General features: G+C 69.3%; 15 protein-coding genes. 7 read left to right on the plus strand and 8 right to left on the minus strand.

Annotated elements, in window-relative coordinates; all coding sequences use genetic code 11:
- Positions 1-236: 236 nt before the first annotated feature.
- From ABT023_RS28045 to ABT023_RS28055, 3 genes are all read right to left on the minus strand, one after another.
- Positions 237-1451: a helix-turn-helix domain-containing protein gene (locus tag ABT023_RS28045; RefSeq protein ID WP_350889582.1), complete on the minus strand. Its 1215-nt coding sequence runs from the start codon at positions 1449-1451 to the stop codon at positions 237-239.
- 116 nt (positions 1452-1567) lie between these two features.
- On the minus strand, positions 1568-1936 hold the full coding sequence (locus tag ABT023_RS28050) for a hypothetical protein (protein ID WP_350889584.1): 369 nt from the start codon (positions 1934-1936) through the stop codon (positions 1568-1570).
- Entirely contained in the window at positions 1929-2360 is a 432-nt protein-coding gene (locus tag ABT023_RS28055) for a DivIVA domain-containing protein (RefSeq protein ID WP_350889585.1), read from the minus strand. Before ABT023_RS28055 ends, ABT023_RS28050 begins: the two co-directional genes overlap by 8 nt.
- 189 nt (positions 2361-2549) lie before the next feature.
- On the opposite strand from ABT023_RS28055, the gene ABT023_RS28060 reads away from it, so the two are divergent.
- The 5 genes from ABT023_RS28060 (at position 2550) to ABT023_RS28080 (ending at position 5493) form a co-directional block, all read left to right on the plus strand.
- Positions 2550-3317, plus strand: a complete 768-nt coding sequence (locus ABT023_RS28060; protein WP_350889587.1) for a Scr1 family TA system antitoxin-like transcriptional regulator — start codon at positions 2550-2552, stop codon at positions 3315-3317.
- Positions 3314-3508, plus strand: coding sequence for a DUF397 domain-containing protein (locus ABT023_RS28065; protein WP_043964297.1), 195 nt, complete (start codon positions 3314-3316; stop codon positions 3506-3508). Before ABT023_RS28060 ends, ABT023_RS28065 begins: the two co-directional genes overlap by 4 nt.
- 176 nt (positions 3509-3684) lie before the next feature.
- The gene (locus ABT023_RS28070; RefSeq protein ID WP_350889588.1) at positions 3685-3909 is read left to right on the plus strand and encodes a GntR family transcriptional regulator; all 225 of its coding nucleotides are present in this window, start codon (positions 3685-3687) and stop codon (positions 3907-3909) included.
- 28 nt (positions 3910-3937) lie between these two features.
- The gene (locus tag ABT023_RS28075) at positions 3938-4372 is read left to right on the plus strand and encodes a DUF3592 domain-containing protein (RefSeq protein WP_350889590.1); all 435 of its coding nucleotides are present in this window, start codon (positions 3938-3940) and stop codon (positions 4370-4372) included.
- A gap of 344 nt (positions 4373-4716) precedes the next feature.
- On the plus strand, positions 4717-5493 hold the full coding sequence (locus ABT023_RS28080) for an alpha/beta fold hydrolase (protein ID WP_350889592.1): 777 nt from the start codon (positions 4717-4719) through the stop codon (positions 5491-5493).
- Here ABT023_RS28080 and ABT023_RS28085 read toward each other — a convergent pair.
- From ABT023_RS28085 to ABT023_RS28095, 3 genes are read right to left on the minus strand one after another with little or no spacing between them, the layout of a single operon-like run.
- Positions 5457-7547 (minus strand): iron ABC transporter permease, encoded by a 2091-nt coding sequence (locus ABT023_RS28085; RefSeq protein WP_350889593.1) that lies wholly within the window; start codon positions 7545-7547, stop codon positions 5457-5459. The two genes, ABT023_RS28080 and ABT023_RS28085, sit on opposite strands and share 37 nt — an antisense overlap.
- Positions 7544-8605, minus strand: coding sequence for an iron-siderophore ABC transporter substrate-binding protein (locus ABT023_RS28090; protein WP_350889594.1), 1062 nt, complete (start codon positions 8603-8605; stop codon positions 7544-7546). Before ABT023_RS28090 ends, ABT023_RS28085 begins: the two co-directional genes overlap by 4 nt.
- Complete coding sequence (locus ABT023_RS28095; RefSeq protein ID WP_350889596.1) at positions 8602-9501, minus strand: ABC transporter ATP-binding protein; 900 nt, start codon at positions 9499-9501, stop codon at positions 8602-8604. The genes ABT023_RS28090 and ABT023_RS28095 overlap by 4 nt, the downstream gene beginning before the upstream one ends.
- Before the next feature lie 502 nt (positions 9502-10003).
- Here ABT023_RS28095 and ABT023_RS28100 point away from each other — a divergent pair.
- On the plus strand, positions 10004-11065 hold the full coding sequence (locus ABT023_RS28100) for an amidohydrolase family protein (RefSeq protein ID WP_350889598.1): 1062 nt from the start codon (positions 10004-10006) through the stop codon (positions 11063-11065).
- 135 nt (positions 11066-11200) lie between these two features.
- Here ABT023_RS28100 and ABT023_RS28105 read toward each other — a convergent pair whose 3' ends face one another.
- Positions 11201-12154 (minus strand): VOC family protein, encoded by a 954-nt coding sequence (locus ABT023_RS28105; protein WP_350889600.1) that lies wholly within the window; start codon positions 12152-12154, stop codon positions 11201-11203.
- A 67-nt stretch (positions 12155-12221) separates the two neighbouring features.
- Between ABT023_RS28105 and ABT023_RS28110 the strand changes: the two genes are divergently transcribed.
- Positions 12222-12845 (plus strand): TetR/AcrR family transcriptional regulator, encoded by a 624-nt coding sequence (locus tag ABT023_RS28110; protein WP_350889601.1) that lies wholly within the window; start codon positions 12222-12224, stop codon positions 12843-12845.
- Positions 12846-13587: 742 nt separating this feature from the next.
- On the opposite strand, the gene ABT023_RS28115 is transcribed toward ABT023_RS28110, so the two are convergent.
- Positions 13588-14034, minus strand: coding sequence for a hypothetical protein (locus ABT023_RS28115; protein WP_350889602.1), 447 nt, complete (start codon positions 14032-14034; stop codon positions 13588-13590).
- Positions 14035-14143 lie beyond the last annotated feature (109 nt).

Here is a 14143-nt window from a genome sequence, read left to right on the forward strand (position 1 = left end):
CTTGGAGGGGCGGCCGGGGCGGGTGCGGCACCCGCCCCGGCCGGCTTCGCCGATCTCGTCGACACCACCCGCCCGCCGGCCTTTTCCACTGCGGCACATTGAACCATTCCGCGTAACGATGCGTGACGTCGTGCAGTGAGCCATTCGCACAATGTTTTGAGCACGGAGCGACGAAGTGTTCCTCTCACAGACCACTGTCCGGCCCGGCCGGTGGAGGAGGAGTGGCCGGGCGGTCATCACCCGACGCCGAGGGCCGTGGCGAGCCGGGCCACGTCCGCCGGGACCGGTCCGTGGCGGGTCAGGTCGGTGAGCAGCGTACGGGCCACCGGCCGCAACCGGACCTCGGCCGGTGCGGTGCGGTCCGCGTCGACCAGCGCGCGTCCGGCCGCGAGGGGGTCGCCGACCCGGAGGTACGCGCCGGTGGCGTCGAGCAGGTACGCCGCCCGGTGCTCGGCCGGTAACCGTCGCCAGTCGCCCGCGCCGACGACCTTCTCGTGCAGCACCACCGCCTCGCCGCCGGCACCCAGCTCGACGGCGGCAGACACCCGGGCCAGCTCCACCGCCGTGGGCCCGAAGCTGGTCCAGTGCCGGTCGTGTCCTTCGCCGATCTCGTCGGCGATCCGGGCCGCCTGGTCAAGCAGTTCCCGTGCGCTGCGCTCGTCGCCGAATCCGGCGGCGGCAAGGGCGGCCTGGATCAGCAGCGTCCCGCGCAGCGCCAGGTCCCGGGGCGGGCCGTCGCGCCACACCTTGGGGGCGGTGCGGTGCGCGGCGGCGATCGTGACCGAAAGGGCCGGCCGGGGGCGGTCGAGGGCGCGTAGCGCCTGCCCCAGCGGCACGGTGGCCGCCGCCACCAGCAGCGGGTCGCCGATGGCCACGGACATGGCCCGGTCGGCGGCGAGCCAGCCGAGGTCACCCTCGCCGAGCTTCACCAACACCGACGAGGTGATCCGGTACGCCTGCACCAGCAGCTCCGCCGCGCCGTCCCCGTCCCCGCCGCCGCTGGTATGGGCGTGGGCGTGTTGGGCGTCGCCGAGCAGCTCCGGCAGAATCCGCAGTAGTTGGGGGTAGTCGGCGTGCTGGTACGTCAGCCAGGCGTGCCGTACCCGCCGGCCCAGCTCGCCGACCGGCGGTGCCGCCCGCACCTGCGACCCGTTCAGGGCGGTGTCGTAGCGGGCGAGGGCGGCGCGTACCCCGTCGACGCCGTGCACGGCGGCGCGGGCGGCCTGCGACGGTAGGGCGTCGCGGCCGAGCAGCGCCACCGGGTCGACGCGGAGCACGGCAGCGAGGTCCTGGATGACCGTGAACCGGTCGAGGGCACGGACACCGCGTTCGACCTTGTCGACCCAGCTCTTCGACTTGCCGAGCCGGTCGGCGAGCATCTGTTGGGTCATCCGCCGCCGGGCCCGTAGCCGGGCGATCCGGCGTCCTATCGGCAGGTCATGGGTGGTCACGACGCCACCGCCGGTCGGGCACCGCCCTGGTTGTTTCGTCCGCCGGTATCCGATCCGCCTCAGCCTGCTTGAGCAGGCGTTGCCTCGCGGCCTCCCGTTCGGCGGCCTCCGCCTGCTCACTGCGGCTCTGGGCCGGGCCGCTGTCCGTGGCGTCCATATCTCCCTGCCTTCTGATTGGGTAGGTAGCGTTGTTGGTGCCGCTCTGGATCTCCCGAGTCGGCCGCGTGTTCCTGGACCGTCCACATCTCCAACGGTCTGCCGCACCATCCGACGATGCGTTCGGTGATGTCCGTGGTGCTCATGCCGGTGATTTCGGCCTGGGCGTCCGGCAGGTATGCGGTCATGTAGCGCACGAGCGTGCGAATGTTGCACTGGCACAGCTCCTTGAGCTGGCGTTTGCGGGTCAGGCAGGGCCAGGGGTCGCCGCAGACGAGGCAGTTCCAGTCCGGTCTGGACGGGCCGTGGATCGCCGGGTAATCAGCCATCGCCGCCTCCGTCCCCCGGCGGGCGGTGGCAGCCCTGCCGGCGGGGCGAGTAGGACGGCCACATGGGCGGACGCCGGTACTCACTGCGGGGCCGCTGCGTCCCCGGCTCGCGGGGACGCCGGCGCTCCGCTCGCAGCTCGGTCGCGGCGTCCCGGTGGTGGCGGGCCTCGTCCCGGGCGGCGATGACTTCCTGGTAGAGGGTGTCCAGGTCGGCCTCCACCCGGCGGAGGAACCTGCCGACTGCCTCCGGGTCGAGACCCCGCCGCCCGAACCTGGTCAGCGGGAAGTCCTGCCACCGGACGTCGGCCGGGGTCAGCAGGTTCCGCCGGGACTGGTAGACCGCACCGCCCTCGCCGGTGCCGCCGACACCGATAGAAGGCCCGCCCCCAACCGGCTCGGCAGGTTCGTCTGTGCTGGGCTCCATGTGCCTCCGTCCTGCGCTGTCGAGATGGGTGGGCGAACGACCCGGGTCGGGTGGGCGGGGTCCGGCGAGGCATCCACGCCCTCCCCCTGGGGGGGGCCCACTACCCGACACCTTGCCGACAGCGACGGGATCAGTACACGACGTTGCCATATGCTCGGGATTGTTCGGGACGTCCATGTTGGAGGCAGGATGAACCAGGCACTTCAAGCGGCCATGACCGAGGCCGGCGAGACGGCAGAGAGTCTTGCAGCTCAGACGGGGGTAGATCCGAAGACCGCAGCGCGGTGGATATCCCCGGGACGTGTGCCGCAACCGCGTCGACGTGTGGCGGTGGCCGCAATCCTGGGCCGGGACATAAATGACCTATGGCCCGATGTCCTGAAGCGACGCGAGCCGCAGTGGCTGAGAAAATGGGTTGACTGGGAACGCGAAGCAGTCGCGCTACGGTGGTTTGAGCACGCCTGGGTGCCCGGCTTGCTCCAAACCGAGGCGTACGCGCGAGCCACGCTGGCTCACAACCTGCTGGCCCCGGACGAGATCGAGGAGCGCGTAGCGTCGAGGTCCGAACGAAGCGCCATCCTCTTCAGCAACAAGCCCGTGCAGCTCGTCGCCGTCATCGACGTGATGGTGCTGCGCCGGCCCATGAAGAGTCACCCCGCCGCGATGAAGGAACAGCTCGCCCACCTGGCGGAGATGGCCGAGCTGCCACACGTACAGATCCTCGTGGTGGGTGAAGACGCAGGGCTCTACCCAGGCCTACAGGGTGGATTTATCCTGGGCACCCTGGGCGACGGCTCGGTGGTCGCGCACCTCGATCACCAGGTGCGAGCGCAGGTGGTAGACCAAGCGGAGGACCTTGTTAACCTCCAGCAGACGTGGGAGGCAATCAGGGGCGAAGCGTTCTCCCGTAAGCAGTCACTGGACCTGATCAAGGAAGCAGCGCAGACATGGACATGACCGACGCCAAGTGGCGTAAGAGCAGCCGCAGCGGCTCCAACGGTGGTTCGTGCGTCGAGGTCGCCGACAATTTGCCGGGCATCGTCCTGGTCCGGGACACGAAGGACCGCGAGGGCGGCACCCTCGACTTCACGCCGGGCAACTGGCAGTCGTTCGTCAACCTGGCCAAGCAGATCGGGCCGGTCGGCTGACCAGCACGACGAGAAGCCCCCGGCCACCGCGCGATCCTTCGAGACGGCAAAGTCCGAGTGAATGAGAGTGATACGCGATGGCCGCATCTGAGAGTGTTAACCCGCCACCGACGGGGCTGATCGACATGAGCGGACCTTGTGGTGGGTGACGACCTTGCGGGCCTAGACTTTTGTTCGTGCCATACGAGCAGGCTGAGTACCGCCGCATCGCTGACGGCATCGCCGGGCAGATCAAGTCCGGAGAGCTGAAGGCACACGACAAGCTGCCCTCCACCGCCGAACTCGCAGAGAAGCACCACATCTCGCTTGCAACGGTGAATCGAGCATTCGGTCTGCTGCACGATCGCGGCTTGGTGTACGGCAAGCAGGGCAAGGGCGTTTTTGTGGCAGGGGTTGAGTAGCCGCAGCGTGTGCAGGACGGCCCGCGGAATGCGGATCATCGTCGCGGCTCTCTTCGGAACCGTGCTGATCTGCGGTGCCGTCCTGCTCGATGCTCGCCTGAACGCCACTGTCGAGCAGCGGGTCAGCGAGGGGACAGCGGTGATCGGCCGGGTCGTGCAGGCAAACCGGCTCTGGCTCAGCCGTTCGTACTCGGTGACCCGGATGATCGTGGCGTACACCGTCGACGGGGTGGCGTACCAGGAGCGGTTCTCCAGCGAGCTCGACCAGGGTCGGCGCCACGCCGGGGAGGAGCTCACGGTGTACGTCGACCGCAACGATCCGTCCAAGGCGGCCACGGCTGAGGGGTACGCGACGGAGGACCTGCTGCTCCAGTTGCCCGACCTGCTCGGGGTTGCCGGGGGCCTGGCGATCGTGGCGGCGCTCGTCTGGATCAAGACGGGTCGCCACCCCGGTTCCCGGTGATCCGGAACGCCGCCGCCGATGGGCCCAGGTTCAAATACGGCTCAGGTCGCGGGCATCGCTGCACATGCCCGTCGGCGGCCAGCGGCCGTCCGCGACGGTGAAGAACGCCATCCGGGTGCCGGTGACGTCAGAGTCAGCCGCGCAAGGTCGTCGAATGTGCCCCGGTCCACCATGCGTCGCCACCCGGCCCGGCCGCCGGGCAGCACCGCACGGGAGGCGTACTCTGACCATGGCTTTCACCGCGCCTGGTCGCCACTCCCCTTGGCCTACGCCGCCGAGCGCGGTGCCGCGCAGGCGCTGAGCTGTGCCGGATTCACACACTCGGGAAATGGTGATGGGAGCAGATGGGCTACGTCCGGATCGGCGATGTCGACCTGTATTCGGAAGTCGTCGGCGAGGGCGATCCCGTCCTGCTGCTGCACGGTGGCTTCTGCTCCCTTGAGTCGATGCGGGCGCAGTCCGACGCGCTCGTGCCGGATCACCGGGTGTTCGCCTTCGAGCGTCCCGGGCACGGCCGGTCGGCCGACATCGACGGGGAGTACGGGTACACGCGTGGGGTCGCCGACACCCTGGCCTACCTCGACGCCGTCGGCCTCGAATCGGCGCACGTCGTCGGCTACAGCGACGGCGCGATCATCGGGCTGCTGCTCGCCCTCGACCACCCGGAGCGGGTGCGCTCGCTGACCGCCATCAGCGCGAACCTCGACCCGTCGGCGTTCACGGATGCAGCGTGCCCCGTGCTCGACGCGCTCGAAAGGGAGCCAGGACCGGACGTCGAGCGGATGCACTACGAACGCCTGTCGCCGGACGGGCCGGAGCACGCGGACGTCGTACTCGCCAAGCTCTTCCGCCTCTGGCGGAGCGAACCGCGCATCGACCCGGACGAACTCGCCCGGATCGCGGCACCGGTGCTCGTGATGTCGGGCGACCGTGACACGATCCCGCCCGGCCACAGCCTGCTCATCGCCGCGTCGATTCCCGGCGCGCAGTTGTGCATCGTGCCGGGCACCACGCATGGCCTCGTCGCCGAACGCCCCGAGCTGGTCGGCGCGCTCATCCGTACCTTTGTCGAGCGGGCCGCCGATCAGCCACGTGAGCGGCGCAGCAGCCAGACGAAATAGGGTGCTCCGACAAGGGCCATCATGAGCCCGGCGGGGATCTGCGAGGGGGCGATGAGCGTACGGCCGAGGGCGTCGGCGACGCAGACGAGCAGGCCGCCGAGCAGCATGGCGACCGGGACGATGCGCCCGTGCCGCACGCCGACGAGGCCACGGGCGATGTGGGGAGCGACGAGCCCGACGAAGCCGACCACGCCGACCGCGATCACGCTCACCGCCGCCACGACCGCCGCGATCGTCAGCAGTACGAGTCGCGCGCCTTCCCGGCGGACGCCGAAGATCCGCGGGGTGTCCTCGTCGATCGCCAGGAGGTCGAGTTGGCGGCGCATTCCCAGCACCGCGGGGGTCGCGAGGAGAAGCACGAGCGCCACCGGCAGCACGTCGGCGAAGGACCGGCCGTAGGTCGTGCCCGAGAGCCAGGTGAGAATCTGCGGCGTGTCCCACGGATCGGCACGTAGGAGCAGGAAGGTGCTGATGTCGCTGAGCGCGTAGCCGCAGCCGATGCCGATGAGCAGGAAACGGTCGGGAAGGAGCCCCCCGCGCCACGCCAGCAGGGCGATGAGCGCGAAGGTGCCGAGTCCCATCGCGACGGCCGTGACGATGAGCGCGGGACGTCCGCCGGCCGCGCCCGAGGTCACCACGATCACCGCGCCGAGGCCGGCACCGGCGGTGATACCGAGTACGCCCGGCTCGGCCAGCGGATTGCGTACCGTTCCCTGCACGACGGTTCCGGCCAGAGCGAGCGCCGCACCGGCGACGACGGCCGCCGCGACCCGTGGGGCGCGGTCGTCGAGTGCCCGGCCGATCAGGTCCGGCGCGGAGCCCTGGAGCCAGAGCGCGATGTCGCCGGCGCGTAGCCACAGGCTGCCGGCCAGCAGGCCGACCAGCACCGCCGCGACGAGCAGACCGGCCGCGACGACCGCGACGGTGAGGAAGCGGCGGCGCGAGCGGGTGGCGACGCGGGCCCGGGGCGCGTCTCGCGCCGCTCCCGAATCGCGAAGCCGGAGCGCGAGGATCACGATGACTACGGCACCGAGCAACGAGGTCGGGATTCCGGTGGGAATCGAGGCGGCGGCCTGTGCGCCGAGTACCGCCCGGAGCACGTCGTCCGCGAGGAGCACCAGAAGTGCCCCGACCAGTCCGCAGGCCGGGACCAGGAAAACGTGCCGGCTCAGCACACCGATGCGGTTGGCCGCGAGGCGCAGCACGACCGGCGCGGCGAGGCCGACGAAGGCGATGGGACCGGCCAGCGTCACCGAGATGGCCGTCAGCAGGACGGCACAGAGCACCGCGACGACCCGGGTCGAGCGGATCGGCACGCCGAGCGAGGCGGCGGTGTCGTCGCCGAGGCCGAGCACGTCGAGTCGCCGGGCCAGCAGCACGGCGATGGCGAGCACGACGACGATGACCGGGACGGCGCGCATGGCGGCGTCGATGTTCAGCTGTGCGAGCGAGCCGCTGCCCCAGGCGTACAGCCCGGTGGTGCTCTCCTTGAACAGGATCAGCAGCATGGCGCTGGCCGCGTCGAGAGCCATCGCGACCGCCGAGCCGGCCAGGATCAGCCGCGTCGACCCGGTGCCCGAAGCGGTGCCGACGAGGCCGAGCACGAGTCCCGCGGCGAGCAGACCACCACCGAAGGCCACGGCGCCCGAGGCCCACAACGGCACCGCGAGACCGAACGCGGCGACCGCGCACAGCGCGAAGTAGGACCCGGCGGTGACGGCGAGCGTGTCCGGGGCGGCCAGCGCGTTGCGGGTGACCGACTGGAGCAGCGCCCCGCCCACGCCGAGCGCCACGCCGACCGCGATCCCGGCGAGCATGCGAGGCAGGCGGGACCCGGTCAGGACGTCGGTGACCGGTACGCCGCCGACGTCCTCGCGCGCCCCGAGGAGATGGCGCAGCAGGTCCCAGAAGCCCACCCCGGAGGTGCCCTGCGTCACGTGCCACAGCCCGATCACGACGACTGCGACGAGCAGGACGGCCAGGACGGCCGCCCCGCTCGCGCCGCGACCGAGCCCGACGCCGGGCAGGGGCCGCGGCGCGGGGGTGTCGCTCACTTCCCGGTCAGGATCTTCACGTACGCGTCGATCGCTTCCTCGTTCGACTTCGGCCCGCCGGCTCCCCAGACGCCCGCGGGGAAGGCGTACGCCCGGCCCTCCTTGACGGCCGGCAGCGCGGTCCAGATCGAGCTCTTGCGCAGTTCCTTGACGTAGCTGTCCGGGGTGTCGTCGTCGGAGTAGAACAGGCTCGCGCTCCCGACGGCGGTGAGTCCCTCGATGTCGGTCTGCGCGAGACCGTACGAGGGGTCGACGCCGCCGCTGCCGTAGGCAGCGTTGATCTTGTCGGTCCAGGCCGGAGCCAGGCCGAGCTGCTCGCCGAGCTCGGTGAACAGGGCACCCTTGCCGTACGGGCGGATGACGACGTTGCCGCCTTCGATCCAGCCGTCGAAGAACAGGAAGTCCTTGGACTTGACGTTCGCGGCCTCGGCCGCCTTCCTGGCTGCGGCGAGGTGTTCGTCGAACTGCCGCAACACCAGATCGGCGCGCTCGGTGCGGCCGGTGGCCTGACCGATCATCGAGAACACCTTCTTCATGTTCTCGATCTGACCTGAGACGTCGGCCCCGACCGTGGCGAGTACGGGGACACCCCGCTTCTCGAGCTTGGTGATCTGCTCGTCGTCGGCCTTGAACGCCTCCACGATGATCAGATCGGGCTTCGTGGCGTACAGCGCGTCGAGGTCGGGCTCGCCGCGCTCGCCGGTGTTGACGACACTCGCCGGAAGCGGCTCCGCCTTCACGTAGGTGGCGTATCCCTTCGTGTCGGCGGCCGCGACCGGGGTGAGGCACAGCGTGAGCAGGTCCTCGGTCTGCTGCCATTCCAGCACCGCGATCCGCTGGGCGGGCTTGGCGAGCTCGACCTTGCGGCCGACGCCGTCGGTCAGCGACACCGGGCCGGTCGATGTTGTCGTTTTGTCGTCGGCGCACGTCTGCGACGAGGGGGCGGTCGGGCTGCCGGCGGCGGGTTCGTCGACCTTCGTGGTGCCGCAGGCCATGACCGTCACGGCGATCGCGGTGAGCGTCGCGGCGGTGGCCGCGAGGCGGGTGCCAAGGATCATGCGAGTTCTTCTCCTGGGTTGACGTTCCGGTGCCTTGCGGGATGCCGCCCGACCGGGTCGATGCGAAGGCGGCCGGTGCGTGGGTCGACCTCGACCTCCACGCGCAGGCCGTAGACCTCGCCGATGTGCTCGGCGGTGAGCACGTCGAGCGGGTCGCCCGCGGCGTGAATGCGCCCGGCGTGCATGAGGACCAGCGTGTCCGCGACGCGTGCGGCGTGGTCGAGATCGTGCAGCACGACGCCGACGGCGACGCCGTGCTCGTCGACGAGATCCCGGACCAGGTCGAGCGTCTCGATCTGGTAGCGCAGGTCCAGATGGTTCGTCGGCTCGTCGAGGAGCACGACGCCGGTCTCCTGAGCCAGGCAGGCGGCCAGCCACACGCGCTGCATCTCGCCACCGGAGAGCTCGCCGACCGGCCGCTCGGCCATGTCCTGCACGCCGGTGGCTGCCATCGCGCGCCCGACCGCCTTCCGGTCCGCCACGGACGGGCCGGCGAAGCGGCGCCGGTGCGGATGGCGCCCGAACGAGACGACCTCGTGCACCGTGAGCCCGTGGGGGGCCTGACGCGACTGCGTGAACAGCGTGACCTCCCGCGCGAACTGACGCACGCTGAGCAGCGCCACCGCGCGCTCCGGCTGCCCGTCAGGGTGGCCGAGCAGCACCTCGCCGCCATCCACCCGATGCAACCGGGCAAGGGCTCGCAGCAGCGTCGACTTCCCGCTGCCGTTCGGCCCGACCAGCGCCGTCACGCGACCGGGCGCCAGCACCACCGAGACGCCGCGGACCACCGCCGTCTTTCCGTAGCGCAGCACCAGCTGTTCACCACGCAGGACGGCCGCCGCTGCCGAGCTGGCGGCCCCTCGCCGTTCGGCGAGGGGCTCAATCGTCACGGGCATCGATCGGCTCCGAATCACGGGGTGGCAGGCGCAGCACGCCCGGGACGAGGCAGGCCAAGTAAGGGTTGCCTTGCCTAACGGAGGCTAGGTGATGTTCAGGGTGCCGGCAATCCTGCGCTCAGGACAGGCGATACGGATTCCGGACAGCAAGCACGATACGAGGGCATATTGGCGAGGAGCCCGGGAGTCGTCTTGATCACTCGTCGCTGGTCATCCATGCCAGGAGGAGCAGCAGCCTGGAGTCGGAGTCGGCCGTAGGATTGCATCCGCCTAGATCACTACCGCTGGAAGTAGCGATGGCATGGCACGTGTGATCCGACAACTGATGTGCGACGCGGTTCCGCCAGGGCAGCCCGGCATTCACTCGTGCCGATGAGCGGATGTTCCAGCCGCGGGTTTCCGTCGGGTCACCAGATCCGGGTCACTGCTCGAATCGATCAGCAACGAGGTGGCATGCTGACCATCTTCCCGTCTGGGTGGGATTCGGTGCGGAGGTGGTGTGGTGGCAGTGCTGCGCGTCCACGGTTTCGCTCTTCCCGAGGGCGAGCCGGTCGACCTTTACGCCGACGGTGATCGATGGACCTCCGATCCGGTGTCCGGTGCCGAGCTCGTCGCCGAGGGCTGGATACTGCCCGGACTGGTCGATGCACACACCCACCCCGGAGCCGAGACGCCAGGCCAGCCACTGGATGTCGCCGTCTTACGGGAGGACCTTCGGGCGCATTTGGATTCGGGAGTCACGCTCATCCGTGCCCCCGGCCTCGCGGGCGACCCGCCTGACTGGTTCGGCCAAGCGGACGAAAGTCCGCGAGCCATCCACGCCGGCCCGTGGATCGCGCAGCACGGACAGTTCATGGAAGGCTGGGGCCGCCGCCCAGAGCTGACCGACCTGCCCGCCGTCGCGGCCGAGCAGGCAGCCCGCACCGGGTGGGCCAAGGTGGTAATCGACTGGCGGCCTGATGACGACGTCATGCCGGTCGAAGTGCTACGCGAGGCTGTCACGCGCGTGCATGCGGTCGGTGGGCGCCTCGCGGTGCACTCACAGCACGCGGCAGGCGGATTGGCCGCAGTCGAGGCGGGTGTGGACTCCGTGGAGCACGGCATGGGCTTGGACCCAGAGCTGTTACCGCGTATGGCCGAGCAGGGCATCGCGCTGACTCCGACACTGTCGGTGATCACCGCTTCCCTGGCGCAGATTACCGCCGACCCGGAACGCGCACGCAACAGCTGGTACGTGCCCGGAGCAAGCGCGCACGCCCGGCTCACAGCTGCCGCCGTCGAGGCCGGGGTCACCGTACTGGCTGGTACGGACTCGCGGCCACATGGTGGCATCGCCCATGAGATTCGCGCTCTGATAGCCGCCGGCGTATCCCCACATGAGGCGCTCGCCGCCGCATCCTGGACCGCCAGGTCCTACCTCGGGCTGCCCGGCTTGGTGGACGGAGCCCCAGCGGACGCGGTCGTGTTCGACGCCGACCCACGGACCGACCCGAGCCAACTCGACAAGCCGCGAGCCGTCATCGTCCGCGGAAAGCGCGTTCACAAGCGACCGGATTTCCGATAACCGCGGACGAGCTGAACGTCCGCATCTGCCGCGATCCGCGCGTTACGGTGTGTAACAGTACTCGTCGGCGCTCAGCATCCGCTCGTGCCGAGTTGAGTGCGTTGGTTTTCCGGACGATGTAGGTGTTCTGTCGGTTTAACGGAAGGCGATCACCGTTCCGATCGCGGCGGTGGCTGGTACGAAAAGCTCTCCGGATGCTGCTCGACAGAGCGGAACCTTATTGGTTTGGAGGAGGTCCTTCGTCGCGGCCAGGTCGCGGACTTCGACCGTGTAGGCAACGAGGGCGGGCAGTGCCGGTGGTTGCTGTCCGGGCAGAGCCTCGGCGAGGCGGGATGCCTGCACCAGGGTCAGTGTTGCCGCGCCGAGATCGAACACATACCCACGCCCGTTGGCCCTGGGTGTGCGGTCAAGGTAAGCCTCGTAGCGTGTCCGGACAGCGTCCAACCCAGAGTCGGCGATGCCGAGCGTAGCGTCGACGAGACCGACGGCGCCGTTGGGATGGTCGGCCGCGCGGGAGCTCTGGATTCCGGGATCCAGATCCGCGGCGACGCCGATCCTGCCTTCTGCCTCCACGCCAGGTTGGACGCCGTCGATTTCCAGATATCGGACTGTTTCGACTCGGGGGCCTACTGGGCGTCGCACGGTGTTGACCCCGCCGTGTTTTATCCCGGAGTTCGTCAGACGAGCTGCCGTCGCCTCGATATCGGACGAGGACAGCATCAGGATGTGCAGGCCCTCGTACCGGTCCAGGCAGTCGGACAGGTTCGCGCTGGTGGCGTTGATCCGCTCCATCAGTGATGGCAGCACGCTGGGCGGGGCGTTCAGCGGGACCAGTCGCGCGTCGGCAGGCACTCGACTACCTACGCCGTCGACGTTGACGACGGTCACCAGTTCGACGAAGTCCTGAGGAAAGTCGGCGTGGGTGTTGGCTGCGCCGAACGGCTCGAGTGTGCCTCCGTCCTGCGGCACGATCGCGGGATAACTCGGCGTGGGCAGCGCGAACCCTAGCCGTCGATACAGCTCGAGCGCGGCGGACATGTCGCGGACCACGTGACCGACGTGGTGTAGGCGGGTGATCTCAGGAGTCATGTCGACCACGCTAAAAGTAGCTTGACCGCATGGTCAAGCTACTTTGGGGGCGGGTACCCTGAGACGAATGAGCGCGCAGCACGTAGACGGTAGGCGTCTGCGTTACCAGCACCGGCGGCCCGAACTGCTCGATGCCGTGGTCAACTACGTTCTCGCGCATGGGTTAGCGAATCTGGCGATGCGGCCGTTGGCCGAGGCAGTAGGGGTCAGCCACGGGGCTCTGCTGCACCACTTCGGCACAAAGGAGGCCCTCCTCATCGAGGTGACCGATGTGCTTCGCCAGCGGTTGGCCGACGCGGCCGGCCTGACCGACTCATCCGGCAGCCTGGCCGACCTCGGCTCGTGGTGGCGGCGGTCGACGACCGCAGACCGCCTGCCGGTCTATCGCTTGCTGTTCGAGGTCTACGCTCAGGCCACACGAGAGCCGGAGCGCTACGAGCGTTTCCTTCAGCAAGCAATGCACGACGCGCTTGGGCTCATACAGCGGCTTGTCTTGGCAGAAGGATGCCCCGGCGAGCAAGCGCCCATGATCGCATCGATGATCGTGGCCCAGGCACGCGGCCTGCAACTCGATCTCCTGGCTACCAACGACCGCGAACGCGTCGACCACGCCTTCTCTGTCTTCATCGGCCTGCTCGACCGCCTGAGGCAAAGCTGGACCGGCGAGCAACCACCAACGCAACCACGCTGACGAGGACCGTCAACTCCCACCCCCTCCTCCGAGATCGCTTCGCGGTGCACGCTCATGCCGCGATCAGCGCGCTGAGGTGGCGCAGTGCTGCCGCTCCCGTGATGCCCGTGACAACCTACGAGGCGGGCGTAACGGCCGCGGAAATCCTGCTCGCCAGCGTCGCTGTCGCCCTGGTCGGGGCTGGCTGCCTGGTTGGTCATCGGCAGCGGGCACATCTGGCGCGAAGAGGGGGCGAGCAGACCGCCGCTGGCTCACGACTCCCAGGCGCTCGGTCGGCTGATCGAGCACGACCACGACCCGCCCGAGGTTGCGTACTCCGAAGCGTTCGCGGACCCGGACGCGCAGGCGCTGGACGATGCGCAGCGGTCCTACGCCGGGCAGTACCTCCGAAGGGTTGCGGCGGCTTGACGAGCGACGCAAGCACGCCGGAAGCGACCGCGAGGAATGACGGCTGTACAGCCATCCGGACAGCCAAGCCGACCGACGAGCGCCGGAGGAAAGCGGCAGCGCCCGACAAGCGGTGCAGGTCAGCGGCAAAGACCGACGCCGGCCGACGGAAGTCTTGATCTTTGCAAGGCAGGGGCAGGGGCACCCCCTCGATCCCGCTAGAGGATCAACTAGTACAACGTCAGTACAGATGAGCGCGGCAAGAGCTGCAAAACGTCGAGAGGCGCTGACCGGTCTAGCCGAGGTCGGAGCGCCGATGAGTCCGCTTCGACCCGATGCGAGGGCCGCTCGCAGCTTAGGGGTTCCAGGCTCCGTCGGTCCGAACCACGGCGAGCGGCTGCAACCGCACGACCTGGGCCGTCCAGCAGTCAGACGATTCGGTCGCGAGCGCTGCTCCGCAGTTGCACACCAAGTTGGGGCCGTCGTGACCGGCGGGGCCGCAGCAACCGTTGTGGCGCTTGTCGTCGGGGTGCAGGCGGCGCACGAGCAGGTCGTCTGGGCTGATCAGCACAGTGTTTCGTGGCCCTGCGGAGACCAGAAGCCCCTCATCCTCGCTCCACACGTACGGCGGCCCGACCGGGTCGACGTCGACAGCGAACTTCCCGCTTGGCACCCATGCTGGACAAGGTTCGCCAGGTTGTAGGTCAGACGGCGCGACCGGTTCCGGCAACTCCTCGAACTGCACCTCGTCCAGGTCGTTGGTAAGGGAGGTTCTGCAGCGGACGCAGGCGAAGACCGTCATGCAGAGATCATCGTCTAGGGCGTGTCCTGCCGATCTTGTAGTGGTTGATCGTTGACGATGTGCCGGTGGTGCGTCGTGGCGAACTGACTGACGAGGCGTGGGCGGTGAT

Origin of the sequence: Micromonospora sp. NPDC002296, assembly GCF_040296145.1 — a bacterium.
GTDB lineage: Bacteria > Actinomycetota > Actinomycetes > Mycobacteriales > Micromonosporaceae > Micromonospora.